At 49.2% G+C, this 24816-nt stretch carries 30 protein-coding genes, 1 rRNA gene and 1 pseudogene (1 of these 32 cut by a window edge); 2 read left to right on the top strand and 30 right to left on the bottom strand.

All coding sequences use genetic code 11. The features are described from left to right. Position 1: 1 nt before the first annotated feature. The 3 genes from BA6348_RS01925 to BA6348_RS01935 all read right to left on the bottom strand — a co-directional run bounded on the left by BA6348_RS01925 (position 2) and on the right by BA6348_RS01935 (position 2394). On the bottom strand, positions 2-889 hold the full coding sequence (locus tag BA6348_RS01925; RefSeq protein ID WP_369750419.1) for an ABC transporter permease: 888 nt from the start codon (positions 887-889) through the stop codon (positions 2-4). A gap of 26 nt (positions 890-915) precedes the next feature. Next, on the bottom strand, positions 916-1854 hold the full coding sequence (locus BA6348_RS01930; protein ID WP_005833709.1) for an ABC transporter permease: 939 nt from the start codon (positions 1852-1854) through the stop codon (positions 916-918). Between the two features lie 198 nt (positions 1855-2052). Further along, positions 2053-2394, bottom strand: coding sequence for a DUF3870 domain-containing protein (locus tag BA6348_RS01935; protein WP_005833711.1), 342 nt, complete (start codon positions 2392-2394; stop codon positions 2053-2055). A 626-nt stretch (positions 2395-3020) separates the two neighbouring features. On the opposite strand from BA6348_RS01935, the gene BA6348_RS01940 reads away from it, so the two are divergent. Further along, positions 3021-3206, top strand: coding sequence for a hypothetical protein (locus tag BA6348_RS01940; RefSeq protein WP_005833714.1), 186 nt, complete (start codon positions 3021-3023; stop codon positions 3204-3206). Between the two features lie 152 nt (positions 3207-3358). Here the strand turns inward: BA6348_RS01940 and BA6348_RS01945 are convergent. The 3 genes and pseudogenes from BA6348_RS01945 to BA6348_RS01955 form a co-directional block, all read right to left on the bottom strand. Then, positions 3359-4578: pseudogene (locus tag BA6348_RS01945) on the bottom strand (IS256 family transposase). Positions 4579-4836: 258 nt separating this feature from the next. After that, on the bottom strand, positions 4837-5334 hold the full coding sequence (locus BA6348_RS01950) for a YpjP family protein (RefSeq protein WP_005833716.1): 498 nt from the start codon (positions 5332-5334) through the stop codon (positions 4837-4839). Positions 5335-5361: 27 nt separating this feature from the next. Then, positions 5362-5673 (bottom strand): DUF3986 family protein, encoded by a 312-nt coding sequence (locus BA6348_RS01955; RefSeq protein ID WP_007786408.1) that lies wholly within the window; start codon positions 5671-5673, stop codon positions 5362-5364. 197 nt (positions 5674-5870) lie between these two features. Here BA6348_RS01955 and BA6348_RS01960 point away from each other — a divergent pair, with 197 nt between their 5' ends. Then, a complete protein-coding gene (locus tag BA6348_RS01960; protein ID WP_081592107.1) occupies positions 5871-7061 on the top strand; it encodes an ISL3 family transposase in 1191 nt (396 codons plus the stop codon). A gap of 161 nt (positions 7062-7222) precedes the next feature. Here the strand turns inward: BA6348_RS01960 and BA6348_RS01965 are convergent, their stop codons facing one another. From BA6348_RS01965 to BA6348_RS02075, 24 genes are all read right to left on the bottom strand, one after another. After that, on the bottom strand, positions 7223-7786 hold the full coding sequence (locus BA6348_RS01965) for a hypothetical protein (protein ID WP_025843817.1): 564 nt from the start codon (positions 7784-7786) through the stop codon (positions 7223-7225). A gap of 79 nt (positions 7787-7865) precedes the next feature. Then, positions 7866-8282 (bottom strand): hypothetical protein, encoded by a 417-nt coding sequence (locus tag BA6348_RS01970; RefSeq protein ID WP_005831458.1) that lies wholly within the window; start codon positions 8280-8282, stop codon positions 7866-7868. After that, complete coding sequence (locus tag BA6348_RS26470) at positions 8282-8434, bottom strand: hypothetical protein (RefSeq protein WP_005831460.1); 153 nt, start codon at positions 8432-8434, stop codon at positions 8282-8284. Before BA6348_RS26470 ends, BA6348_RS01970 begins: the two co-directional genes overlap by 1 nt. Positions 8435-8437: 3 nt before the next feature. Then, positions 8438-8845 carry a hypothetical protein gene (locus BA6348_RS01975; RefSeq protein WP_005831463.1) on the bottom strand — a complete coding sequence of 136 codons (408 nt, stop codon included), beginning with the start codon at positions 8843-8845 and terminating at the stop codon, positions 8438-8440. Between the two features lie 169 nt (positions 8846-9014). Next, positions 9015-9215 carry a hypothetical protein gene (locus tag BA6348_RS01980; protein WP_005831465.1) on the bottom strand — a complete coding sequence of 67 codons (201 nt, stop codon included), beginning with the start codon at positions 9213-9215 and terminating at the stop codon, positions 9015-9017. A 202-nt stretch (positions 9216-9417) separates the two neighbouring features. Then, positions 9418-10257, bottom strand: coding sequence for a hypothetical protein (locus tag BA6348_RS01985; protein ID WP_005831467.1), 840 nt, complete (start codon positions 10255-10257; stop codon positions 9418-9420). After that, complete coding sequence (locus BA6348_RS01990; protein ID WP_007786417.1) at positions 10257-11156, bottom strand: hypothetical protein; 900 nt, start codon at positions 11154-11156, stop codon at positions 10257-10259. The genes BA6348_RS01985 and BA6348_RS01990 overlap by 1 nt, the downstream gene beginning before the upstream one ends. Continuing rightward, entirely contained in the window at positions 11153-12502 is a 1350-nt protein-coding gene (locus tag BA6348_RS01995; protein ID WP_005831471.1) for an ATPase, T2SS/T4P/T4SS family, read from the bottom strand. Before BA6348_RS01995 ends, BA6348_RS01990 begins: the two co-directional genes overlap by 4 nt. After that, positions 12502-13620, bottom strand: a complete 1119-nt coding sequence (locus BA6348_RS02000; protein ID WP_122953465.1) for a CpaE/TadZ family protein — start codon at positions 13618-13620, stop codon at positions 12502-12504. The genes BA6348_RS01995 and BA6348_RS02000 overlap by 1 nt, the downstream gene beginning before the upstream one ends. Beyond that, the gene (locus BA6348_RS02005) at positions 13617-14405 is read right to left on the bottom strand and encodes an SAF domain-containing protein (RefSeq protein ID WP_005831475.1); all 789 of its coding nucleotides are present in this window, start codon (positions 14403-14405) and stop codon (positions 13617-13619) included. The genes BA6348_RS02000 and BA6348_RS02005 overlap by 4 nt, the downstream gene beginning before the upstream one ends. Then, entirely contained in the window at positions 14402-15274 is an 873-nt protein-coding gene (locus BA6348_RS02010; protein WP_005831476.1) for a P-loop NTPase family protein, read from the bottom strand. Before BA6348_RS02010 ends, BA6348_RS02005 begins: the two co-directional genes overlap by 4 nt. A 2-nt stretch (positions 15275-15276) precedes the next feature. Continuing rightward, positions 15277-16041: a hypothetical protein gene (locus BA6348_RS02015; RefSeq protein WP_005831478.1), complete on the bottom strand. Its 765-nt coding sequence runs from the start codon at positions 16039-16041 to the stop codon at positions 15277-15279. Between the two features lie 155 nt (positions 16042-16196). Next, positions 16197-16475, bottom strand: coding sequence for a hypothetical protein (locus BA6348_RS02020; protein ID WP_005831480.1), 279 nt, complete (start codon positions 16473-16475; stop codon positions 16197-16199). 108 nt (positions 16476-16583) lie between these two features. Continuing rightward, positions 16584-17201 (bottom strand): DUF4046 domain-containing protein, encoded by a 618-nt coding sequence (locus BA6348_RS02025; protein WP_005831482.1) that lies wholly within the window; start codon positions 17199-17201, stop codon positions 16584-16586. Positions 17202-17298: 97 nt separating this feature from the next. After that, complete coding sequence (locus BA6348_RS02030; RefSeq protein WP_007786425.1) at positions 17299-17808, bottom strand: hypothetical protein; 510 nt, start codon at positions 17806-17808, stop codon at positions 17299-17301. Then, positions 17805-18224 carry a TadE/TadG family type IV pilus assembly protein gene (locus BA6348_RS02035; protein ID WP_005831486.1) on the bottom strand — a complete coding sequence of 140 codons (420 nt, stop codon included), beginning with the start codon at positions 18222-18224 and terminating at the stop codon, positions 17805-17807. Before BA6348_RS02035 ends, BA6348_RS02030 begins: the two co-directional genes overlap by 4 nt. Further along, positions 18224-18718 (bottom strand): A24 family peptidase, encoded by a 495-nt coding sequence (locus BA6348_RS02040; RefSeq protein WP_005831488.1) that lies wholly within the window; start codon positions 18716-18718, stop codon positions 18224-18226. Before BA6348_RS02040 ends, BA6348_RS02035 begins: the two co-directional genes overlap by 1 nt. Continuing rightward, positions 18715-18891 carry a hypothetical protein gene (locus tag BA6348_RS02045; RefSeq protein WP_005831490.1) on the bottom strand — a complete coding sequence of 59 codons (177 nt, stop codon included), beginning with the start codon at positions 18889-18891 and terminating at the stop codon, positions 18715-18717. The genes BA6348_RS02040 and BA6348_RS02045 overlap by 4 nt, the downstream gene beginning before the upstream one ends. 67 nt (positions 18892-18958) lie before the next feature. After that, entirely contained in the window at positions 18959-19867 is a 909-nt protein-coding gene (locus tag BA6348_RS02050) for a type II secretion system F family protein (RefSeq protein WP_005831493.1), read from the bottom strand. 4 nt (positions 19868-19871) lie between these two features. After that, positions 19872-20756, bottom strand: coding sequence for a type II secretion system F family protein (locus BA6348_RS02055; RefSeq protein ID WP_035317546.1), 885 nt, complete (start codon positions 20754-20756; stop codon positions 19872-19874). 28 nt (positions 20757-20784) lie between these two features. Continuing rightward, positions 20785-22266: a TadA family conjugal transfer-associated ATPase gene (locus BA6348_RS02060; RefSeq protein WP_005831496.1), complete on the bottom strand. Its 1482-nt coding sequence runs from the start codon at positions 22264-22266 to the stop codon at positions 20785-20787. Positions 22267-22275: 9 nt separating this feature from the next. After that, the gene (locus BA6348_RS02065) at positions 22276-23679 is read right to left on the bottom strand and encodes a CpaE/TadZ family protein (RefSeq protein WP_007786431.1); all 1404 of its coding nucleotides are present in this window, start codon (positions 23677-23679) and stop codon (positions 22276-22278) included. Next, positions 23676-24404 carry a Flp pilus assembly protein CpaB gene (cpaB, locus tag BA6348_RS02070; RefSeq protein WP_005831499.1) on the bottom strand — a complete coding sequence of 243 codons (729 nt, stop codon included), beginning with the start codon at positions 24402-24404 and terminating at the stop codon, positions 23676-23678. Before cpaB ends, BA6348_RS02065 begins: the two co-directional genes overlap by 4 nt. A gap of 154 nt (positions 24405-24558) precedes the next feature. Next, positions 24559-24816, bottom strand: a 23S ribosomal RNA gene (locus BA6348_RS02075); it runs 2761 nt beyond the window's last position.

Genomic DNA, 24816 nt, shown 5'->3' on the forward strand with positions numbered 1-24816 from the left:
TCTACCTCCTTGCCTTCGGGTCGAACGCATCGCGCAAGCCATCACCGAGCACGTTGAACGCAAGCATCGTCAATGAAATGAAGAAGGCCGGGAAAAACAGCCTCCACCAGTGACCGGACAAAATGGTCGAAAGCCCGTCGTTGGCCATCACGCCCCAGCTCGCCATCGGAGCCTGCACGCCGAGGCCGAGGAAGCTGAGAAACGCCTCCGCAAAGATCGCGGATGGAACCGACAAAGTGACGTAGACGATAATGATGCCAATCGTATTGGGCAGCAAATGCTTGCGAATGATGTAAAACGGCTTCGCTCCCATCGTCTTTGCCGCCAGCACGTATTCGGAGCTTTTCATTTGCAGCACCTGTCCGCGAACGGTCCGAGCCATACCGATCCAGCCCGTAGCGCTCAACGCGACGATAATCGTTCCAAGCCCTGGCCCCATGACTACCATCAGCAAAATGACCACCAGCAAATAAGGCAATCCATAGAGGAGGTCGACGAAGCGCATCATGATGTTATCGACTCGCCCACCCAAATAACCAGCGATTCCGCCATACAAGACACCGATGAAAAAGTCGATGAGTGCAGCCATAAAACCGACAAACAAGGAAATGCGCGCCCCGTACCATACACGGGTAAATACATCGCGTCCGAAATCATCGGTACCAAACCAGTTCGTCGCGGACGGCGCTTTGTTTTTCATGAGAATGGATTGTTTGGCATACTCGTGTCCCGATATCAAAGGACCAATGGTAGCCATGACGCCGAGCACAATAATGATGACAAGTCCCATCAAAGCAAGCTTGTTTCCTCTCAGCCGCTGCCAGGCTTCCTGCCAGAATGTCAGTTGAGGTCGCACAATCGCTTCCGAATTGAGGTTGTCTTTGCGCATCGGGATAAACAAGTCGTCAGAAACGATCATCCTTCGCTCTCCTTTCGATGTAGCTTGATTCGCGGATCAATAATGCCGTACAAAACGTCGACGACAAACATCATGAAAATCAGCAGGGCGCTGTAAAACACGGTTGTACCCATGATGACGGAATAGTCGCGGTTGATAATCCCCGCTACGAAGTATTTGCCCATCCCCGGAATCGCAAAAATTTTCTCGATGACAAAGCTCCCTGTCAACACGTTGGCGATGAGCGCACCAAGCAGCGTGACGACGGGCAAAATCGCATTGCGCAAGGCGTGTTTGAACACAATCGTGGCAGGCTTCAGCCCTTTTGCTTTGGCCGTTTCGATATACTCCTGCGTCAATATCTCCAGCATGTTTGTCCTCGTCAGACGAGCGATAATCGCAATCGGCCCAAACGCCAACGCCAGCGCAGGCATCACCACATGCTGCCACGATCCCCATGTCGCTGTCGGAAGCAGCTTCCACTCGACAGCCAAATATTTAATCAGCAAAGGCGCGACGACAAAGCTGGGAATGGATATCCCGAGAACGGCAATCACCATCGCGGCGTAATCAATCAAACGGTTATGGCGCAACGCAGCAACTACGCCAAGCCCCACCCCCGAGAAAATGGCAAACACGACGGCAATCACCCCAAGCTGGAACGAAACCGGAAAACCGCGGGCAATCATTTTGTTGACGGTATCGGAAGCATTCGCCGTCGACGGCCCCAAATCAAACTGCACCAGCTTTTGCAAATACAAAACATATTGGACAACGAGCGGCTTATCCAGGTTGTAGTAGGCGTTGAGGTTTTGCTCCACTGTCGCGTTCAGCGCTTTTCCTTCTTTTTCAAAAGGCGACCCGGGCACCGCGTGCATCAGAAAAAAAGTAACGGTAACAATGAGCCACAGCGTAACGATCATGGAGATAAATCTGCGGAAGACAAAAGATAGCAAGGACTCTCCTCCTTTAACTCAGAAATCCGTGAACAAGCTGGTGGGCAAAAGCTGTTTTGTTCGCATCCCGGGCGGAAGCGACGGACTTTCCCTATAAGCAAAAAACCCAGCAAATGCACACTCCTCATGGCATTTGCTGGGTTTTACTTACGTGTATGCCGTGCATACGAATAAATAAAGCAGCAGTTGTTTTCTTATTCACTTGGTGACTTCTGCTTTACTTCTCGCGGAAACAGCCTGTTTGTACTTCTTTTGCGCATCCTTGAATGCAGCAATCAATGTTTTTTGCGAAGATCCAAAATACCGATAGCGAATCTCTTCCCCAATCTCCTCTGACGCAAAGATGGAGTGGCCGATAAAAATCGACCGGGCAAAGTCAGACGTCAGTTGCACCGTAGACGAACAAGCCGCATCTACGATTTTGTCGTTGGTAGTATCCACGACCAACCCGATAAAAAAAGCACTGAACTGCTGCGTTATCGGATTGTTGGATGAAGATTGCGCATCGCCCACGATATAAATGGTATCTTTATCAAACAAATCAAAAACCCCACTTTTATCATGCTTAACGGACCGGCCATGCGGGACGTTCGGAGTGCTACCTCCTTACAATCGCAAGCTGGCTAAGCACTTTCTTACATATTAACAGAATAATTCGCAATTTGTAAATAAGTCTGACTAATCTTTCGTGGGGGGTGGGGGATGGGTTGGGGCGGTGCTTTGGAGTTGTGCTTTGAGGGCATGTTTTGGGGGCGTGCTTTGGAGCCGTGCTTTGGAGCCGTGCTCTGGGGGCGTGCTCTGGGGCCGTGCTCTGGAGCCGTGCTTTGGAGCCGTGCTTTGGAGCCGTGTTCTAGGGCCGTACTTTGGGGGCGTGCTTTGGGACCGTGCTTTGGGGGCGTGCTTTTTAGCGATACTTTATGGCAAAGACTCGATGCTATGATTTACGGTGGTAGATTTTGGCCAGTGATTCAGAAGGAGCTTGCAAGTTGCTCGTGGTACCTTTTAGGTGCTTTGGTTGTGGATAACGGTATAAATTTGATTCGCGCCAGCGCCTAGATGATGCAGGATTGTGCAGGGCCTTATATTCTTATGTAGAATAAATTACCAATATGTGTTGAGCTTTTTTGATGGCACGTACGCTTGTCTGTTCTAAGGGGGAGAGAAATATGGAAGACCTCCTGTCAATTGCTTCGGGCATCGCAGGGTTCATGATATGCAAGTACAGCTTCACCAAACAGGAAAAACCGTTAGTTTTCAAGGATTTGCTGTTTGAGTATGTCGTTACTGTCGGGTTTTGTTATTTGTGCAAATGGGCGATTTTTGCTGGCTCGACTGTTTTGGAGCTGTTTTAAAATTGTTTTGGGTGGATGAGAAATAGGTTAGGGGATTGCAACTCGCTCATCGAACATTTTTATTTACCCCTAACTTACAATTTATGTTAAGGGATTCTTCAAAGGACATGGGTCTGTCCAGTATTTTGTGTAAACCCTTTTGGAATAAAAAACTAGCGTAAGTATTGGCCGATCCGATCCGGGAAGAAAACGGAGAGCTGGAGGAGCATTTGCCCCCAGTTCTGCACTCGTCCAGTCCACTTCCTGGTGACGTCCATGGTAGCCAAATAGAGCATTTTGAGCAGGGCTTCATCGGTGGGGAAAATGCTCTTGCCCTTCGTCACCTTCCGGAGTTGCCGTGGTAACTCTCAATCATATTGGTCGTATAGATCAATTTACGAATCTCTGGTGGATACTTGAAAAAAGTAGCTAGCTCGTCCCAGTTGGTACGCCAAGAGCGAACGATGAGGGGATATTTGTTACCCCATGTTTCCTCAAAACGATCCAATTCCAGTAAGGCAGCCTCTTCTGTTGCCGCTTTGTAGATTGGCTTTAAATCCGCCGTCACTTTCTTAAGATCCTTATAAGAAACATAACGGGTCGAGTTGCGGATTTGATGAATGATGCACTTTTGGATCTCCGTATTCGGATAGCAGGCAGAGATGGCCTGAGAGAAGCCCGTTAGGTTATCCACGCAGGTGATGAGAATGTCCTGAACCCCACGGTTCCGTAAGTCGTTCAGTACGCTCAGCCAGAACTTTGAGGATTCATTCTCTCCAATCCACATGCCTAATACGTCCTTGTTGCCGTCCAAATCAATGCCAATGACCATATAAGCCGCTTTGTTCACAATAGCACCGTCTTGCTTGACTTTGTAGTGAATGGCGTCCATAAATACAACCGCATAGATGCTTTGTAGCGGTCGGTTCTGCCATTCTTTGATGAGTGGCACGATCTTATTCGTCACATTGGAGATCATGGTAGGAGAAACGTCAATTCCATACAGATGGTTCAGATGGTCCTGAATATCCCGTGTGCTGACACCTTTGGCATACATGGCGATAATTTGGTCCTCAATGCCGGTAACGGTAGACTGATGCTTTTTCACGATAACGGGCTCAAATTCGCCATTACGGTCACGTGGCACCGCGATCTCCACCTCGCCGTATTCGCTTGTCACCGTCTTCTTTGTCTTCCCGTTACGGCTGTTTGTTGTTTTCTTTCGCTTCACATCGTGCTTTTCATAGCCGAGTTCCGTGTCAAGCTCCGCCTCTAGCATCGACTGCAGCGTTTCTGCAAACAGTTCCTTCAGTGCCGACTGCACATCGTCCATCGTCTTGAGGTTGTTTTCCTTCACAAACGCCTTCACTTGTTCCTTACTAAATCTCGCCATAGGTGTCATCCTCTCAAACCAACCTTTCTTTTATTGTAATAGGTTTTGTGAGTTTACACAGAATATTTTACAGTCCCAAGGACATTCCTATCCTGTATCACTCGACAGAACGAAAAAAATCCCCGCCGTAGCGAGGGAATTTTAAAATGAATTACTACTCTTGTCGGCATTTTTAACCTAACTAATTGTGCATAGGTCACTTAAAGAGTACACACCAGGAAATATTTGGTCAGATTACCTATCAAAAAAAGATATGCATTACCATCCGGCTGGCTTATTTTTGCCCATATAAATTTCAGCAATATCATGATGTTCAGACATATCAGGGGTAATATGGTAATGAACCCACAGGTAATAGCCATCCGGTTTTTTTAATAACTTAGCATCCAAACGGAAAATTTCTTTATTTTTATCGAATATTGCAAAGACCCTTTCTCCGCCACCAGGGCCTTTTATCGAGATATCCTCAGCTTTTTCTAACAAATCATCTAGCTTTCTTTTGACTACCGGCCAAACATCATCTGCTACCTTTTTTCCAAGTTTTTTGACGGCATATCCTGCGGCTGACACAATAATTCTAGCAACAATTGGTGCAACTCTTTTTTCTTTATTACTCTTTAATTCAACTTTATTCTTGGAGTCCACAACAGGACTTGATTGTGTTTTAAATTCTTTGGCAGAAGCCACTTCAGAAATCCCTACACAACCAGTAAATACAGCTATAGCTAATAGTAGCGCTGTTATCTTTTTGAACATATGAAACGTGCATCCTCCATTCTATTCTTACATCTCCTGATATTTATATTGCGACTTATCCTTAGCACGAGGTAACAAGACCTCATTTACCCAACTGGCAAACAGATTGTTAATCTCTTCTACATCCAGTTCATCTTTTTCATAATGAAAGATAACTATATCTTCTGATGTATCTGATGAACCTAGATCATGAAAGTTATCAGAAAATAATACATCCCATCCCTGACTATTTTTCTTTTTCCAAACGCTTCCTTCGATATCGTACCCATCCTCACAGTATGTAAGATGGAAGTGACGATCTGTTAAATACTCTTGTTCAACTTTCTCCCAGTCCAACACGCAACCCACACTCCTAATTGTAAATATACCGACATAATTATATGTTAATAAATTCACGATGTCGTTGTTTGTAAAAATTTGTCAAACAATCATAAAAAAGATTCATCACCATAACCCGTGCTAGACATTGAAAAAACGTAGATGTTCCTCTATCGTGAAAGTTGTCCTGACCATCACAAGATAGGAGGAAATCTACGTTGTCTAACCAGTTTACCACAGACTTAATCGGCCTTCCATCGTTTCAACTTTCCCATTGGGACAAAACGACTGAAACCGATTGGGTAGTGACTCTCACTCCCAATCCAGCCTCTCATCTGTGTCCTCTCTGCCTGAAAGAGAGCACCAATCATGCTCGCCCAGGGTACCGTCTTCTTCGTCACCGCTTTATTCCTTCATGGGGTACTGTCTGGGTACGTGTTCCTGTATATCGACAACGTTGCCACGATTGCCAGATCACCTGGACTCTCGAATGGGATGGAATTCCCTATCGAGGAACGGCTACTTTTGCGTTTCGTCAAATGGCCGTTGAGTTGTGTCAGAAGAGGGATTTGCTTAGCGTTTCCAAACAACTCGGAATCTGCTATACGACATTGGAACGGTGGTATTACCAACTGGCTCCTCAGCTTCTCGCTAAGCCCCAAGATCATCTTACGCCTACTATGGTCTGTCTGGACGAGTTTGCTCTCCAAAAAGGACACAAGTACGGTGTCAACCTCATGGATGCACAAAGCGGGCATATCTGGCAGGTTACAGAAGGGCGTTCACGTGAGCAGGTTCGTCAGGCTCTCATGAACTGGCCCTTTGCTACGCCTCCACAGGTTGTTGTGACAGACTTGGCTCCTGGAATGGCTGAGACGGTTCGCGGTGTTTGGAAGGATGCCACGGTAGTAGCGGACAAGTTCCACGTCATTCAGCTCTTCTCCAAATCGTTAGAAGCTGCTCGTAAACGTACCCGTTCGCGGGGAACTCATCGCCGGGGTAGACATGAACAACGTCTGCTCCACACACCTCCTGATAAACTGAAACCTGAGGAACAGGAGGAATTGAAAGCCTGGTTCGCTCAAGATCCCCATTTGGAACGCCTTTACAACGCTCTTCAGCACATGAGAACGGTATATGCAGCTCAGACAGAAGAGTCGGGAAAAGAAGCACTCCAACAATGGATAACCGAGCACCTCACATCTCCCACCTCTGCCGTCCGTTCGATTGCAAAAACAATCGTTCAATGGCGACAGTCGGTTCAGAATTATTTTTCGTTTCGAGTTACAAATGCTCCGATTGAAGGGACACACAACAAAGTGAAAGTCATCAAGCGACGAGCCTATGGGTATCGCAACATCGAGCGGTTCAAGATTCGAATTCGGCTGGAGTGTAAACCAGCCATATAAAAAAGTGAAAAACTACGCTAGAGGAAGATCAAGCACGTTTAATGGTGAAGAGCTATAAAAAAAAGTTAATATTTTTTGGTTTAATCTAAAAATCAGTGCTTGACAGTCAGTCCAGCAGACGATGGCGGCATCGATGGACAGAGCACCAGAGCCGCCTCAAGCTAAAACTTCACTTCCTCCACCGAAACCACTGGAAAGGAATGCCCAGGCAGCATCGGCAGGAACGGCCTCTCGTCCACGTAAGCGACAACGATGTGGGACGGTCCCACCATCTTTTTCGGAGCGAGCTGCAGCTCTTCTCCCCGCTCGGTCACAACTGTAATTTGCAGTTGACCGCCCCCTTGGCGGACAGCTCCTGGCGTCGCGCTCACGGTGACGAAGCTGTCTCCGTTGTACTGCAGCCGCAACGTCAGATCCTGCCGCCAAGCGCGGAAATCCACGTAATGACGCACAAATGGAATCGGGTCGGTGGTCACGCTTTTCGCTCCTGGCACGTATGAATGGAGCTGGCGCTGATACCCGCCATTTTCGCTCATCCTGCGGTCAAAGCGCTGTAGCGCCTCGTCTTCCAGCAAATCGATGACGCCCTCTGTCTTCAAGACAGGATCAATTGCAAAGGTGGCATGATGATTGGCCAGCTCCAGCAGCATTTTTATTTCCGTTTTTTTCTGCATCGCCATATCAGCATCGACGACAAACGTACCGATCAGCAAAAAAAGCAACAGCGCCGATATAGATAAAATGTTAATCCCCGTATGAATATCCTCCTAATGCAGTCCTCTCGTCTATCGAGAGTGCACATGTTTACAGATCGTAGTCCATGACGTTAATCGTCCCCTGGCGAGTGACCTGCAACGTTTCAGCAGGTGCGAGAATCCATGAAGTAAAACCGGGATAGGGAATGGTCAAAACAAGGGAAAACTCGTCTGCATGACTCCATAAAACAGGATCGGCCGAATGCGTGCGCGTCACACTTACAGAGATCTCCCGCTCGGACAAGGAAAACCGCTTTTCCGCCAGTTCCTTTGCGATAAAAGCCCGCACTTCCTCCTGCAGCAAGCTTTCATTGGTCCCTCCGCGGTTGCTGATGTATTTTGTAGCAGCAGCGCTGACCTCCATCAGCTCATTTTCCGCCTGCACGACCGTGTGTACCTGCAATAGCCCCAGACTCACCATCAACAACAGCATGACATTGAGAATAACGGCAACAAGCTGTCCCATCAGGCTGTACCGAATCTCGTCACCTGGACGAGCAGATCACCGAAAAACTGCTTGCAAGCCGACAGGAGGTTGTCGGGACCTGTAAAAAGCACCCCCACCGTAAGAGGCAGTACGAGAACAAGCAAAACCAACATGCTAATCATTTTATTCATGGACTACCACCCTGGGTCAAAATATTCGGAGGGGCGGCTCCCTGTAAAAGAAAAGGCAGTATCGCCCTCCACAAATGCATTCAGCCATTTTGCCACGTTGGACGGCGTAACCGTAACGGTAAGCGTGACGGACTCTTTTTGCTCTTTACGTGCCCGCTCTCCCATCGTTCGCGGCCAGCTACCCGCAAATACATCTGCTGTTACGTCCCAGCCAAGCTCGGCCATTTTTTTGGTATAGTATTCTGCCAAAGCCGGGTCCAAATAGCCGATATCCTGCATGTCATCGAGAATATCCGCATAGATGCCACGAGCAATGGCTCTCTCCATGGCGTACAGATGGTAGGCTCCTACTCCGGAAATTACGAACAGCAGCACCATCAGGCAAACGAGAAATACTTTTGCTTTGACCATCGCTTACGAGACGACTGTTTTCTTTTTTAATGAAAGATAACCGTCGCAGCTCGATACACCCTTTCCTGTTGAGTCTCACGAAGCTGTTCTTCTGGCTGCAAGTTCCATAGGAACGCGCACAAGCTCCCTGCCATTACGACGATAATGAGAAAAACATGATGGTGCAGCATCAGTTTGACGTATAGGCTGTGCCGTTCTGCATTTTGAAGTTGATGTTTTCATTTCTTGTGTCGTAATTCAGTGATGTGATGGAACGGTTAATGCTTTCGGCAGAATCGTTTGCAGCGGGCGATAGTTCATTGCCGTAAGAGCTGACACCGATCCCCAGGACCATGACGCACGCAAGGAAAATAAAAAACATTTTCGACATTGTGGCACTCTCCTTTTAGTAGTTAACTAGAAAAGCCATGCTACGGTATCGCTTTATCAATCCAATCAACTGCTCGATCTCGCAGTCCGCCATCCTGAACAACTGATGCGTTGATGTGCGAGAGGCTTGACACGATGATTCCCAAAGTGAATACGATGCACATGATAATGGACAACAGTTTGGTCAAGCGCTTAGCCTCCCTTTAGGTTAAATACTTGGCCAAAATTTCTGTCAGCAGCTTGTACCAGGGAAACATAGCAACCAACAACCCCATGTAAAAAGCCGGGTAAACGATGACACTGTAGCCGATACCTAGCGATTTTATTTTTTTGCGATGGCGAAACATCCTGCGCTGATCGACGGCCCATTCCATGCGCTGCATCGTTACACTGACTTGTCCCGCGCTTAGCTGCTCAATAGTGCGCATGCTGGAAACGAGAATAACGCCATCATCGACCCCCAGCTTGCGTTTGAAGCTTTCCAACGCTTCATCCGGATCTTTGTTCCACTCTGACAAAGTTGGGATATACTCTTTCAGCTTTCTCGTAGGTCTTGCCGCTTTTACCATGGCATTGTAGACAGGCACCTGATTTTCCAGCAAGGTTACATAACGGTTGATGAAGCGGGCTATGTCTGTGCTCAGCATATCCTCGCGATTGCCCGCCCACATCTTCAGAGCCAGGTACGGAAGGAAGTACCCCCCTCCCGAAGCAAGACACATCGACAAAAGCGGAAATGATTCAACACGGCACAAAATTGCCCAGAGAAGAACGAGAATGCAAACGGCACTTCCACACAGCAGTTGCAGAAACAGCCACTCGGCTTTTCCCCAACCAAATGGCCTCCCTGCCCGGGAAAGCAACTGTTCCCATTGTTCATCTTCGGCAGATTTGACCGTCCTCTCCCACTTTTTCCACCACTTCGCAGAGATGAACAGCGCAGGCCTTTGGCTTTGCACCAAATACTTTCCGACGAAGAAGACAGCGAGAAACATAAATAAAGAACCCAAACCCAACCACGTGTACATGACGAGCAACTGCATTACCGATACCTCCTCCCCCAAATGAACGCAAGCAGGATGGAGAATGACCAGACGGTTACCGCCAGCGCTAAAATAGCCTGTCCGTCAGGGGTGTAAAAATAAAGCCGATACGAATCTTTCAACAATCCCTGGTTGTAAGGAATCAAGCATATGCAGATGGCAATGACGATTAAAAGGCTGATCCAGATCGAGTATATTTCGCTGTCCCGCTCATGTTTTTCGTCCTGCTGCACAAACATTTCATTCGTCAATCGGTTCAGAGGTACCTGAATGTCTTCGGTCTCTCCCTCCAACCCACTGGCGATGTACATGGCAAAATCAAATGCCCATGGATGATCCAGCCTTTGCGCAAAGCGTTCTACCGCTACTGTAGGATTCCCGCCATCGGCAAGGGTGTTGTTCAGCAGGAGCAAATCTGGCAGAAGCTCCTTCGGACATTCTTCAATCATTTCCCGAAAAGTCAGCACAATATTTTTCCGGCTGTTATAATAGCGGGCAAAAAGCTCCACAAAGCGGCAAAATGAACTGATTTTTTTGTTGATCCGAACCGTATAACGGGCGTACAGCAAAAGAGTAGGCAGTAAAAGAAACAAGAGAAACAAAGACAGAGAGACAATCAGGTTGCCCAGCAAGACTCCCGAAGCAAATCCCGCGACACCACCAATCAAGGAAAGCAGCAGATGAGCCTCGGGTGTACCTCCCCCTATCTGACACCACCGATCGTATCGCTCATACAGCATCCGCCTGGTGGCATGCTGCAAAAATTTTTCTCTCCATGCTTCTACCGTGCGGGGAAAGAAAACTCGGGGAGCAGTCCAGTTATGGTACAAGTACACTCCGGTGAACATAAAACCGATAAACAGACAGACGACCATCGGAATGAGTAGCGAATAAATCATAGCTGCCTGCCCAGATCAGTAAGACGTAGTTCTTTCAATACATCAATGTTCGCTCTCCCGACGTAGCACATATACTCCACCAGATGAGGACTTAGCTGCTTTCCTGTCCATTCATATGCACCCGTTTGCACATTGCGACTGACTAGCGGGATCGATTCGACGCGATTGAAAGTGTCGTTCCATTCCGTAACATGAATGGCATCGACAAAACGGTGACCGTTATTTCGATAGGTAAGCGAGTTTACAAAATTGACTGCCCTGCTGATCCTTTCTTGCGTCAACTCGACACTTCGTCCCCCATACTGATAAACGAGGTCTGTCAGGTCATGTAAAGCTTTATGGGGAAAACGTTCATGCATTGCCGCAATCGTAGCATCCGTCCCTCTGATTCCCGCATTGACAAAATGGTACGCTTCGATCGGCTCGCGGATTTCACCGATCAAAATCGTATTGGCTGTTGAACGGTACATATCTTTGAAGCAGTTGCTCAGCTCAATGCCGATTTCTTCCACATTTTGCAGTTCAATGACTTCGCCCGGCCATACATCGGCGAATCGCATCTCATGCTCGCTTTCGAAAATGGTAATGTACTCTGTCAGCGGGTCCTTGAGCTTCAACATGCACATCATCAAGGTTGTTTTCCCGGCAGCCATCGGTCCAATGACAAGAACGTTGCCCCGTCCGTGCACTTGCTGTTCGAGCAGCCATTGCACAGGCTCGTCAAAAGTCGGCCGAGGCTGTGTCCGAAGCTGGTCAAGCGAGAAATCCGGAGTCGTGAACCGCCTGACAAGAATCGTGGGCACTCTTGAATATGGAAAAGTAAACATGGTTAACCGAGCTTTAAGAGCATGGAGATACCCGCTCAGACGAGGTTTTTTCTCGTTAAAAGACAGACCGGCAGCATTCGTCAGCTTTTGTTGAAGTATCTCGACTTCCTTCCAGGTAGGAGTGTAAGAGAGAAACTTTTTCACTCCTTGTTCCAGGTACGCTACTCGTCGATCAGCGCCTATCCGCACTTCTTCTACCCACGGAGACAAATGCAGAACGGCGTCAAGTATTCCCCAGCCATAGGTCGAAAACACAAGGCCTTCGTAGCCGTTGACATGCGGCAAAATTTCCTCTGATATCGGACGCTTGAGCACTTCTTCAAAGTAATGCTGCAAGCGCAAAATAATATGATTGTGGCTGTCGCGGTCTCCTTGCTCTGCCAAAGAGAGAATTTGCTGCATCTCCAGCTTTTCTTCGCGCGTTTTGCCAAAGTGATTCAAGTAATCTCGAGCCGCCTGCTTTATTTCCTCAATGTCGTGCAAATTGGCTGTGCCCCTGTTCAGCTCTGCTATTCTCATCAACTGTACACCACGCTTTTTTCAGCAAGGTCTGCTTTGGCAATTTCCTTGAGACTGCTGATGTACGATTTGGGCGGGAAAAACTCTTCGATCAACACACTGCTGCTTCGCTGGGATTGCATCAGCCTGCTTGGCGATATGCGAGGAACCACACCGTAGAGCGGGATATCTTCTCCAATCCGATAAGGCTGGCCTGGCTCCTGATGGCTTAGCAAAACCTCGCACTGTACACCTTTTTCTCGCCAATGCTTAAGCCACTCTTTCGCGCTTTCGATGCCAAAGGGATCAGCGCGAACAAACAACAGATTGCGATCAGCCGTGAAAAGCAAACGCTGCATGGTCTCTGACTCCGGGAAGCAGTACCCCCAGTCGACATACACATGGTCGAATTGCAGGCGAAAAGCCGCAAGCATATTGCTTAGCTCCGCACTCCGCCATTTGCTGGCTGCGTGCGCGTAATACAGATTGGGCATATGAGCGCTCTGTTTGCAGACGCTGCGCCAGTTTCGCCTAAGTGCTGTCTGGTAATCCAATAAATTTGGACGAAACAGAGATAACTGATGCTGCTGAAGCTTGAAAAAGCGGGTTAAATCGGGTTTTGCAACGTTCATGTCAAGAACGGCAATACTTTTGGTCGGGTACTGTCTGGCGAGCAAAATCGGGTAATTGATGCAAAACGTAGTAATTCCCGATGCGCCATAACTCATGAGGGCGTAGACCTGGCCGCCTCTTTCGCTGCTTTGGTGTTCCTTCCTTTCATGGACAAAGCCCAGGATCAGGCTGATTTTGCTGCGAATCTCTTCCTGTGAAAGCTGGGCAGACAGTACGTACACCATTTCAAGCTCCAGTTTCTCTGTGACTTGGGCAATGATTTGCTCATCCCGATACAATGGAACGATAATCAGCGGAGAGTGAGCAGGCAGTACGCTTCGGACGGAGGGAAGCCATTCCCACGCCGGTGCTGCATACATCTCGGAAAAAACGACGGTCGCGTCCGGCTGGTACAGGTGAGCCAACCGGGGGAACTCCTCAGATGATTCAGCCACCAACACCTCGCTCGCAGTCGGCATATACGTCTTGGCTAACGACTTCATCGGATAACAAACTAAAATTTTCATGACGCTTGCTCCTTTGAAACCATGATATGGCCTACCTGCAGCATGCCGTATGACATTGCTTCGTTAAGGATCACGTACTCTCGATCCGTTAGATTGAATCCTAGAAAAGCAGGTAGTGCGGTGGGCTGCACCCGATAATCGTGATATTTTTTCTCGCTATTCGACTGAGGCTTTTCGCGAGAGCCGTTGAAGACCGCATCCATCTGATCTGGAGAAGGCAACAGGCTTGGTTTCAGAGTGTAGATCTCGGTGCCATTGCTGTCTCTTACGCTGGCCAGTTGGCTCTCAAACAGAAACTCCGCCGTGTCATTCGTCTTTTTGAATTGCACAGGCTCAGGGTAATCCTGCAATTCGGCCAGGCTCTTGTACTTGACCCAGATTTTCACGTGGTCGCCCTTGCGCAGCTCTGTCAAAGGCTGAATCGAGAGCAATGGAAACTCATACCGCGCCTCACCTTTTTCCGGCAGAAGCTGTGAATCTGTCAGCTTGGTTGTTAACAGTTGCTCACCTTGATAAATGGTTTGCGTACTCCTTTTGCCAATCACAGCAGTTATATCTCGTGCCGCTTCTGGGAGGATTTCATCAATTTCTTCCTGTACTAGTACCACATCGTCTTCTGTAATCGGCTCAAAAGGAGAAATTTCCTTTCCGGCAGCCACTTTTACGACTGGGGCAAACAGTTTTTCCGTTGCCAGCGCATCAATATACTGGGTGGCTGCATAGAAGGAGGAGCCTGCCAGGAGAAACGAGATCAGGCAGATAACGAGCATCGTTTGCTTTTTCATAACACCCTTCCTTTGTGAGCGTAAATCAGCGATTGAAACTCACTTTCTTGTTCTGGAAAAAGCTCCAGCAAAAAGTTGGCCTTTACGTGTGCCATCGCGGCTTTCTCTTCATCAACGAGTGGAATCTGGTAATCAATTTGCGGAAAGGTCTGGCCCCAGAGTGAGAGCGTCCCTTTTACTTTTTTCATGACAGTTGAACGCGCAAAATGTGCATTCCATTTGTTTGCGATAAATCTCAATTTGCTTTTCTCTGTCACCCACCAGCTCGGGGCTGTCTCTACCAGGAACAAGCGAGTAAGACGTGCGATATCTGTATCAAAAACAACCCACACTTCATCAGCTATTTCGAAAATTTGCCTTGCCTCGCTTTGATTCCAGTGAGAAGAGATATCTATGAAAACAATCGGACTGTCTTTGCTTACTCGAAGTATCCAGTTGGCTATATCCATGCGGGAAGATTCTTGCTGACCATGAAAAGGGGTGTCGATCTGGATGCGAAGTTGGTTATTTTGCATGAGGAGCAATGATGTCGGAGAAAAATTCTTGAGTGATCGAACTCTGCGTTCGTAATCAAGAGCGAAGTAGAAGTAAGAAGTTTGATTTGGCATCTCGCAGAGCGTCACGGGTATTCCTTGTCCCGCCCAGGCGTACGCAATATTGCCGGCCACAAAACTGGCGCCTGCCTGCGGGTACAAGCTGGTTACAGCGATGCATTTGCGAATGATCGCCTCTTGCTGTTCCACCGTATGAGGGGAAGCCAGCTTTTCCTTGAGCAGTCTCCATTGCCGTTCTTCTTCGGAAGTATGCGTAAACTCCTGCTGTTCCAAATCACGGAATTTGGAGACGAAACGGCTCATTTGGTGAAACATGACTACCCCACCTGGGAATCATTCGATTTATTTTTTCCCATGAGGTATTTCTCGAATTTCTCAACCATTTCCCTGACAGTGAGTGACTTGCGGTGGTAGTAGTAAATTTTCCGCAGACGCTCCCGCTCTTGTGGGGTCATTTCCGGCTTGACTTTGGTTGCCAGGTCAATGAGCAGCGCTAGCTCTACATTGTTCGGTCTCCCTCTGCGCGGTGGGTTGGCGAACAACTCCTGCTGCTTTTTATCAAAGGCGTTTGGGTATTCAAGCAGCCACATATCAACCAATGTTTCAATATCTGTCTGACTGCGAACCCCCAGCTTCATCAAGTATTTAAAGTAGTGAGGCAGTGAACGTTCTTTCAGCAAGCCGCTCTTCCACCTGGCGACAAATCCATCTGGCATGGTTAAAAGTTTGGTTACGTCTCGGATGAGTGCTGTCCGATTTTGCGATTGGTACTGCACCACTGCGTCTTTCACCAGCGTGAACAGAATGTCGTGATAGTTCGCATCGCTATAACCGTTTCCATACTCGACGATATACCATTCCTCTACTGCCTTATCAAAGTCTCTGCGGCAGTTGGACAGTTGGAGCTGATTCAGATGTTCATAAAACTCTTCCAGATCATACTGAACCATGAACTCCTCCTGGTAGTCGCCGAAAACGTAAGCGATAAATGCCTCTTTCAGTTCTTCCAATGACACCAATTTCAGACCATTTGTCTCCTGATAGCAGCGGTTGACCAGTTCGATTGCGCTCTTTGCCAACACGTTAAAGCACCCCCTAATTTTTTACAACTTTATATAATAATAGACATTTTGTAACATCTTTCGTCACTCGTCAAATCTTTTTTGTCAATTTTTGTAACGGGTTTGTGAATTTTGGATCGCCCCGCACGCATCCGTGCAAGGGCGATTTTTTCGCACTACTCAGCCCACAGGTAAAGCTCCTCTCCTGTAGCGAAAAGCAGTGCAATTCTTCCTCCCCGCTCGATGACGGTTGGAGCATTCTCCATCACAATCAGCCCGTCATTGAGTACAACCCTGTCCCCAAATCGATGAAAGCTTTCGATTTGGAAACTTCCCAGCGGCAGCCTTTCCAATGAAAGGTGCCTGCCGGGCTTGTGCTTCTGATAGCGTACATGCCGCCCAAGAAGCTGCTCCACGGATGCAGAGCGCTGGTGGTGAGCCTCTACTGTTGCCATGCGCAACGCCTCCTTCTCTCACCTGTAGAGTACGGCCGTTTCATGTGCTTATAAGCCAATGAAACTATGTATACCGTAAAAAAAGACAGAGGGCGTTGGCAAATATTTTTACTCAGCTTCCCAATAAACCGGATCGCTCAGTTCCGGGTACATCTCCGTCACCATGTCGAAAGGAGAAAAGTACAGCGTATCGACAAGAATTTTCAGTTTGAATTTTTTCAGGAGCGAATAAGCCCGCTCCGTCTTGCTGAACAGTCTGGGCAGCTCGCGCATATCAGACAGCTTCAGCAAGTGCTGGCACATGTAATCGACGCACACTTTGGCGCGCTCCTCGCCCTTGACGCTCTGGAAATAGGCAGGAGGAAAATGGCGGCGAATGCCTGACAATACCTCCTGATAAACCCACAGCACCCGTTGCTTCTCCGGCAGGCGAGGCAGATGCGGGTAGGCATACTCCACAATGTAGTACACATCTTCCGCCTTTGCCTCGATCGGCGGCTCGATGTACTCGCGGATCAAATGCAGCTTCAATTGCTTTATATCCTCCAGACTCAACTCGCGTCTCGCCTGCTCAGGCGTCCACTTTTTGACGTTTTCTATCGCATAGCGGACGATTAACTGGACCTTCTGCTTGCGGTACTGCGCATCTTCAAATTCATACGGGGAAAAGCGTTTCTGCTCTCCGTTAAGAATGCGTTTGTACCGATCGACAATTTTGGACGGCACTGCCCCTCACTCCTATCCCTATTTTTGGAATATACTCCTAAATTACCACGAGTGATTGGGACAAAAATAACAGTGCTCGGCTTCGTTATCCAGCCCTTTAGTCATACACTCCCGATTGCGAGACACGAGCTATTTTTACATCCAGCTCTTCCCAAAACACAGGAATGCGCTGCTCTACCTCTACTTGCAAATGATAAATGCCTTGCCGATACAAATAGGCACGCTCCCCTTTTTGATGCACGGCGGAAACCCCGGCAGCCCTGCTCTCCAGTGAGGACTTGTTCAGCCGCCATAAAATAGCTGCTTCCTCACGAGCGCCCCTGATTACTTCAGCATCTGCCTGCTCGGCTTCCTGACTGGTTGCATAAAGTCTGCTCTGCGTCTCCCCATCAGTATCCGTGTACTCCCACAAACCTGCAGCCCGCGCTCCTTTGGTCACCAGATCGGCAGTATGCTGAACGTTCATTTCCAAAAAATCGGCCTGCTCCGAAAACAACAGCAAAGACAACAAGCTGCCCAAACAGAAGAGAAAAAAGAGCATCGTAATCATCGTGGCCCCGCTCTCTTCTTTTGCGCGTATCTCCGCAAGCTGCCACAGCCCGGTCATTTTTTGTCCTCCGCATTTTCGACCATCATGTAATAGCTTTCGGACAGCTCATAAACCGCGCCCGTGGCAAGCAAGCGAAAACTCACCTTCGCCTCAGCTTTAAAGTGGTTTCCTTTTTTCCAGCCGCCTCCGTCCAGCTCCAGCACAATATCGCGCTCGGCAACCTCCATGCCTTGGTCAAGCTCGGCCATGCCCCGCTCTCTCGCGTGGTATTTTGCCAGTCCAAAATTGGGCTGCACAGCAGCGATTCGGCCAGCCTCGTATGCCGCTGCCAAAGCCTTTTGGCGGTTGTACAAAATCGTGAACTGATCGAACGAAAACACGATCAGCAGCCAAACCAATGGAAAAATCAAGACAAACTCAATCAATTGACTGCCCTGCTCGTCCCGCAACCATCGCCTCAGCATTGTTTTCATCAGGCTGCCCCCACCTTATGCAGCATCTGGCGGAGCAAAAAAGCACCCAGCAAAAATACGGCGTAAGGAAAAGCGAACGCCGTTTTCTCTACGCCGGGAAGCCAAAGCTGCCGATGCGCCGTCCATCCCACTGCCATCACAAACAAATTTTTTCCCAATCGGGACCATCTGCGCGGATAAAGCAAGACAAATAAAATGCACAAAACTATCGAGTGAAGAAATAGCGGATACACCTCTGCCCAGCCGCTCCATGCCCCAATCGCCATGAGCAGCTTCAAGTCACCCATTCCCATGCCCTTGCTGGCTACAGGGATGGCCGCCAGCAGAAATGCCCCCATCACACCTGATAACGACGTCCACAACGATCCAGTGTGCCACTGATAGCAAAATCCAAGCACAATCGCGGAAAACGTGAGCGTATTAGGAATTTTGCGATGCCTCCAGTCAAACCATGCGGCGATTGTCAGCAGACCGCCTACAAGCACATTTGTCATTTGCTGATCTTTTCTTGCAGTTCCTTCAGCTTGGCGTCTTCAGCTTCCCCTAATGATGCCAGCGTCGGAATAATCAAGATAAGGATCACCGCCACAATGATGACCATTTCCACAATCGTTACGCCGTCTTCCTCGCTCCAAAAGCGTTGGAAATAGCTTGCGATAAATGACATCTCTTTCACTCCTTTATCAGATCGTACTTTCACTTTGCCAAAAGACAGCGCAGCCTTGCAAAAATATTTACAACCGCTCTCCGATGCCCATCAATGCCGGGCCCATCACGAGAAATAACAAAGGAACCCCCATAAACAAAATCACAAAAGGGAGCAGGCGAATGTTCAAACGGTTCATATGAGCTGCTGCTTCATCCTCTTGCTGCCTCACCTGTTCCTCGATTTGCACGGACAGCATTTGCGAAATGCTGACGCCCTTGGTGACTGCCTCATTCATCTCCAAAGCGATCGTGGTCAGCGTATCGACCTCCCAGCGGAATGCCAGTTCCTCCAATGCTTTTCTCCACGATCCATGCCGTTTTTCCGCGACCTCCAGTTTGGCAAGCTCTTGGCCCAGCCTGGCATTGAAGCGACGAGCCGTCTGCTTTACCGCCCCTTGCAGCGGCATACCTGCCTCGACCAACGATTGGACGATCCCAAAAAAGACGGGCACTTGTTCGCGTATTTCCGCTTTTGCCCGCTTATCCATCCAGTCGAGATAAAACGTCGGCAACAAATACAGCCCCAAGCTGAGCATCAACGGATACCCTGTTTTTATCCCGAGCATTTCCCCTTGGGCCAGCTTCAGCAAAAGAGCTAACAGAGAGGAGGCGACCAGACACATGCAAATCAGCCTCGCCAAAACCACTTCGACCAAACGAATCGGCAGGTGGAGCCGCGAGATGATTTCTTCCGTTTTGGAAGCATGGATGCCCGTCCATCTGCATAACCGCTGCAGAAGCGGCGGGTGTCTTTCCAGCAGACGAACCAGTGTCCAGCGAGCTTGTCGGCGCTCGAATGCTTGATCGAGCTCTGCCTGCTGCTCGATTTCAATTCGACTAAACAAGCTAGAGAAAAAAGAAGCTCCCTTGCCCAGACAAGCAGGGAGTCCATAAAGAAAGATGGCAAACCCAATCAGAGCGCAAATCACAAGCATACGCTCACCCTCCCCGGTGCACACTTTTGTGCGCCATGTAGCGAATCGCTTCTCCCCCTAGCAAAATACTCGCCAGGCACGCTAAAATGAGCAGCCGCCCCCCTACGGTTGCTGTCAGCGAATCAAAATGATGCGGATTGTTTGCATACAGCGCCAAAATGAAGATGAAGGGCATCACGCTCAAAAGATTCACTTGCGCGACAATTTGGGCCATAGCGGCTTTTTGCCTGCGCAGCGACTGTCTGCGGCGCAAAATGGAGGAAGCCGCCAAATCCAACGTTTTCGCCATGTCTCCACCCATTTCTCGCTGGATTTGCACAATCGTAGCCAAATATTTGACATCGGCTGATCCCGTTCGCTCGTAAAAGTCATTCATAACGTGCTCCAATGGCACCTGTGCCCGGAGCAGCTCGACAATTCGCCTATACTCTGCCGTTACAATCCCGTCTAAAAATGGGCTTGCCGCAACCTGCTCAAAAGCATGCAAATAAGAGGGCGACGTACGCAGCGAGCTTGCCATCAGGCGGATCGCTTTTATATTGCCAGCCTCAAATTTGTCTTTGCGTTTGGCTCCCCACACGCTGACCAAACGCTCTGTAAACAAGACGCCAGCAAGCAAGGCGGGAAGCGCCAGCCACCACGATTGCAGTAGTTGGCTGCTTATCCCAAACGACAGAACCCCCAAGAAAAAAGACAGCGTGACATACTGGTTGATTCCCCAGCCTGAGCGTGACTTCGCCAGCCTTTCCTCCAACCGATTCCAGACCGTTTTTCTGTCCCGCTGAAGCAATCCCACAATCTCGTGCTTGCCCGCTCGCTCACGGACATACATGTTTTGCGGAATGACGAGCAAAAATGTGGCAAAACCAATTCCTATGGCGACAGGCATGCTGATGTCAGCCAAAGTCCCTTCCCTCCTAGACTTGTATCGGCGTTGTAAAAAATACTTCCTCAATTGCTTCCCGCGACAATCCTTTTTCCTGCCAGCGCTTGATGATTCGTTCAGGCCTATAGCCTGTCCACTTGAAATGCCCTTTTACTTTTCCGTCCTGGATCCCCGTCGCTTCATACACAAAGATATCTTGCAAATACACCCGGTCCGGCACAACCTGCTTGACGTTGCACGCTCGTTTTATCCATTCCTCGTGCGATTGGCCTGTGCCGACAACTTCCGTGATGGCAACCACTTTGCGGCTGCCGTCCTCCTCAAACCGCTTTACCTGGACAATCAAATCCAACGCCGAGCCAATCATCAGATTGCGTTCCTCAGCACTGTACACTTCATCTGCCTTGCCAAACAAAATCGGCAACGTAGAGTCGACCAAGGCTCGCGGCGAGTTTGCATGCGCTGTACTCCAGCTACCGGGGTGGTCCGTATTCATCGCCCACAGCATATCGACAATTTCCCCGCCCCGTGTCTCGCCCACCATAATGACGTCAGGACGCTTGCGCAGCGATAAACGTACGCAATCCTTAATGGAGAAGCCGCCTTTTCCTTCGTAGTTGGCCGGCTTTGCCAAAAGCCTGCGGACAAAAGGATGCTGCAGCTTCAGCTCGAGCACGTCTTCAATCGTGATGATGCTCAAATGTTCAGGAACGTATTGGGAAATGAGGTTCAGCATATGGGTTTTGCCTGAGCCTGTTCCTCCGCTGACGATCCCGGACGCTCTGGATAAACCGACGGCTCTTTGCAAAAACAAGAGCATCGGTGCGCAAATCGACCCGTAACGCAAATAGTCGCTTTCACTGAGCAGCTCGCGGTGTTTGCGAATGGTGAGCGTGTGCCCGTCCGGCGAAATGGAACGATGCGTGGCTGCCACCCTTGAGCCGTCAGGAAGCTGTGTATGCAGCTCCGCCTTTGTCTCATTAAACTCCCGGCCCATCGTCGCAGCAATTTGTTCCAGCAACTGCAGCATTTCTTCTTCGTCGCGAAATACGACAGCCTCGTGCTTTTCCAGCCTTCCGGTACTTTTGCGTTCCACTACCAGATAATTATGGCGATGAAACAAAATTTCCGTAATATCCCGGTCCTCCAATAGCTCATCAAGCGCTCCCCAGCCAGTCAAGGAATGCAGCAGTCGTTTTACTTCCGCCTCCAAATGCATGGACGAAAGCGGCACCTGCGACTCCAACAGCATTCTGATGTCGGCTGTCAGCTCTTTCTTGAAGGCGGGAGAATGCTTATCCTCCCACAAACGCCTGCCGTACTTCTCCACAATTTGGGTACGAACAAACGTTTCTGCCTCGCTGCCAATCGACCGCTCCTGACTGGGGGCAGGCTCTTGCTTTTTTTCAAACAACGTAGCAGGCGGCCCGGACGTTTCCCGCCCGATCGTTCGCTGCTCCTGGCCTCTTGGCAACTGATTGGATATCCCCAGCAATTGTCGTTTGTCGAACATAGCGCCTCCCTAGCCCCACAACCAGCGCAAAAGGGATGGCTTCTCGCTCTGCTTCCCTTTTACAGCGGGCTTTTTTGTTTCTTCGTCAACCGGAAACAATGCCTTTCCTAACGTTTCAATGGCCTCCCTGGCGGCACTTCGCCCGGCTTGCATCATGACTGGAACCCCTGTGTTAATCGACTTTTTCACTTCTCCATCGTCAGGAATGGAAAAAATCCTCTTGCTTGGATGGAGCTGAAAATAAGCCCGGATTTCTTCCAGCGTAAACATTTCTTTTCGCTGCAAGCGGTTCATGCACACCTGGATTCGCTCTTCCGGATACTCTGCTTCTCTCAGCAGCTTCAGCAAGCGTTGAATGTTTTCGATCGAATCCACTACAGGAGTGCCTACCATCACAACATGCTCGGCAAAAAAGAGGGCTTGGATCGTCGCATCAGTCGTATCGGGCGCAGTATCAATCAAAATGACATCGTAGCTACTCTGTTTGAGCGTCTCCAGGATGAGATACAAATGATAATCGCGAATTTCAAAGCTTTGCCGAATATCTCTCGGGGAAGTAAGCACGCCCAAACCCGATTCCGTATGCTCAACGACGTACTTTTCGATCTGCTGTGGAGACAGCGGCAACACGGAAGCAAGCTCCTGCCATTCCTTTTGCCGGACAGCATACGGGTCTAGGCCGCGCTTTTGAGCAAATGCGTGGAGCTGGCTATCGAGATCTTGTACCCACGTAAACAAATTGGGCGTTCTGGGCAGATTCAATGTGGTGGCGAACGTCCCCAAGTCGAGATTGAAATCGACTGCCAGCACTTTCAAAGGGCGCCCTTCCTTTTTTTGCGTGGAAAAAAAGATCGCCAGTTCGCGCGAAATAAACGTTTTTCCGACGCCGCCTTTTGGGCCGTACACCGTAATGAGGTGCTTGATCCCTGCCTTGGTTTGACCGTTGAACGCCGGTGAAGGTTCTGCAAACTGGTCTTGCGGGTCAATCATGCCTCCTTGTTGCTCTTTGGGAAAATGTTGCGGAGGCTGTGCTGGAATCCTGGCGTCCAAGCCCGGGCTCTGAGCCATCATGGCTAGCGCTTCCACTTGTCCGGATTGTACCGGTTTGGCGATTACCCAAATACCCAGGTTTCGAAAAAACGGCTCCCACACCAGCTCATTGGCCGAGCATGCTGCTATAAAAGACAGATGAGGAAAAGCAAGGCGGAATTGCTGGCACAAAACGCCTCTTTCCGTTTCTTTTACACCTCCCAAAAGAACGAGATCCGGCCTGGATTGCTGCAGCTTTGCCCATGCTTCGTCTACGCTGGCAGCCTCCCCGCATATTTCGATCAACTGACTGCCCGCAAGCTGGTTGGCTAGCAGACGCGTTGCCTCTCGATCATCGTCTACAATGAGTAATCGCCTTTTCACCCTTGTTCCTCCTTTTCCAAGCCCCTTCGTTTTTTGGTTTTCATCAACTCAGCGGCGAAGCTGGCATCGCCTATTCCCGCCTTGTGGTCGTCCATTACCGCAGCCAGCCCCAATCTGATCTTGCCGTAATGAAGAGCATGCGTTAGCAAAACGGCCTCTTCTCTCGTCAAAGAAAGGGTAACAGCCTGCAATTTCGGTTGATCTCCTTCCATCTCCCGTTGAACGGCCAAAATAGGCATATTTTGCAGGAGTAAACCGGAGTGCGCCCCTGCCTCATCTTCAAACGAGGCGTAGACATGCACTCTTTCTCCTGCGGAAATGTGCGGTGAGACGCCTGCCACATTATCCACCGGAATGCTCATCCCGGTTCTTTTGTCTCCCAACGAGGCTTCGTTTCCCTTCTGATTGCCTAGCTCCAAATCACTTGGCAACAAAGGTCTTCCTCCCTTCACTTGACGCGAAAAGGGCAGCCCGATCAGGTCCTGTGCCTCTGTCCATGGAATCAGTCCTGGAATGGGATCAGAAGTTGTTTGAAAAAGACCTTCCAATGCCAAGGTCAGCGGCTCCATATCTTTTGCCTCCAACAATTGTCCGCTTTCTTTTTCCACCGTTGGCCGCAACTGAATATAAGTCACATCATGCGGTTTTAAAATGGTGTAGGCACCGATTCCGATACATGTCGCCAATAGTAACAGGGCCAATAACCGCAGCGGATGAACTGACATTCTCTCCCTCCTCTCAATTGCTACTAGCGTAAAGGAAGGGGTTGGGACAAAAAAAGAAACAACAAAAAAACCGTGCAGATATTTCTGCACGGTTCTTCACTAACTATATTCGTTCATTCCCTGAAAACTGGATCTGCATGTTTGCTAAGAGTGTGTGGATAAGTCCTCGACCGATTAGTATTCGTCAGCTCCACGCGTTGCCGCGCTTCCACACCGAACCTATCAACCTCATCGTCTATGAGGGGTCTTACCAGCTTAACGCTGTGGGAAGTCTCATCTTGGAGGGGGCTTCACGCTTAGATGCTTTCAGCGCTTATCCCGTCCGCACATAGCTACCCAGCTATGCCACTGGCGTGACAACTGGTGCACCAGAGGTGCGTCCATCCCGGTCCTCTCGTACTAAGGACAGCTC

Source organism: Brevibacillus agri, from assembly GCF_004117055.1.
Classification (GTDB): domain Bacteria; phylum Bacillota; class Bacilli; order Brevibacillales; family Brevibacillaceae; genus Brevibacillus; species Brevibacillus agri.

Coding starts and splice junctions, on each gene's coding strand:
- BA6348_RS01925 (WP_369750419.1), bottom strand. CDS start 889: ATGCGCAAAGACAACCTCAATTCGGAAGCGATTGTGCGACCTCAACTG.
- BA6348_RS01940 (WP_005833714.1), top strand. CDS start 3,021: ATGGAAGACCTCCTGTCAATTGCTTCGGGCATCGCAGGGTTCATGATA.
- BA6348_RS01950 (WP_005833716.1), bottom strand. CDS start 5,334: ATGTTCAAAAAGATAACAGCGCTACTATTAGCTATAGCTGTATTTACT.
- BA6348_RS01970 (WP_005831458.1), bottom strand. CDS start 8,282: ATGGGACAGCTTGTTGCCGTTATTCTCAATGTCATGCTGTTGTTGATG.
- BA6348_RS26470 (WP_005831460.1), bottom strand. CDS start 8,434: ATGAATAAAATGATTAGCATGTTGGTTTTGCTTGTTCTCGTACTGCCT.
- BA6348_RS01975 (WP_005831463.1), bottom strand. CDS start 8,845: ATGGTCAAAGCAAAAGTATTTCTCGTTTGCCTGATGGTGCTGCTGTTC.
- BA6348_RS01980 (WP_005831465.1), bottom strand. CDS start 9,215: ATGTCGAAAATGTTTTTTATTTTCCTTGCGTGCGTCATGGTCCTGGGG.
- BA6348_RS01985 (WP_005831467.1), bottom strand. CDS start 10,257: ATGCAGTTGCTCGTCATGTACACGTGGTTGGGTTTGGGTTCTTTATTT.
- BA6348_RS01990 (WP_007786417.1), bottom strand. CDS start 11,156: ATGATTTATTCGCTACTCATTCCGATGGTCGTCTGTCTGTTTATCGGT.
- BA6348_RS01995 (WP_005831471.1), bottom strand. CDS start 12,502: ATGAGAATAGCAGAGCTGAACAGGGGCACAGCCAATTTGCACGACATT.
- BA6348_RS02000 (WP_122953465.1), bottom strand. CDS start 13,620: ATGAAAATTTTAGTTTGTTATCCGATGAAGTCGTTAGCCAAGACGTAT.
- BA6348_RS02005 (WP_005831475.1), bottom strand. CDS start 14,405: ATGAAAAAGCAAACGATGCTCGTTATCTGCCTGATCTCGTTTCTCCTG.
- BA6348_RS02010 (WP_005831476.1), bottom strand. CDS start 15,274: ATGTTTCACCAAATGAGCCGTTTCGTCTCCAAATTCCGTGATTTGGAA.
- BA6348_RS02020 (WP_005831480.1), bottom strand. CDS start 16,475: ATGGCAACAGTAGAGGCTCACCACCAGCGCTCTGCATCCGTGGAGCAG.
- BA6348_RS02030 (WP_007786425.1), bottom strand. CDS start 17,808: ATGACCGGGCTGTGGCAGCTTGCGGAGATACGCGCAAAAGAAGAGAGC.
- BA6348_RS02035 (WP_005831486.1), bottom strand. CDS start 18,224: ATGAAAACAATGCTGAGGCGATGGTTGCGGGACGAGCAGGGCAGTCAA.
- BA6348_RS02040 (WP_005831488.1), bottom strand. CDS start 18,718: ATGACAAATGTGCTTGTAGGCGGTCTGCTGACAATCGCCGCATGGTTT.
- BA6348_RS02045 (WP_005831490.1), bottom strand. CDS start 18,891: ATGTCATTTATCGCAAGCTATTTCCAACGCTTTTGGAGCGAGGAAGAC.
- BA6348_RS02050 (WP_005831493.1), bottom strand. CDS start 19,867: ATGCTTGTGATTTGCGCTCTGATTGGGTTTGCCATCTTTCTTTATGGA.
- BA6348_RS02055 (WP_035317546.1), bottom strand. CDS start 20,756: ATGCCTGTCGCCATAGGAATTGGTTTTGCCACATTTTTGCTCGTCATT.
- BA6348_RS02060 (WP_005831496.1), bottom strand. CDS start 22,266: ATGTTCGACAAACGACAATTGCTGGGGATATCCAATCAGTTGCCAAGA.
- cpaB (WP_005831499.1), bottom strand. CDS start 24,404: ATGTCAGTTCATCCGCTGCGGTTATTGGCCCTGTTACTATTGGCGACA.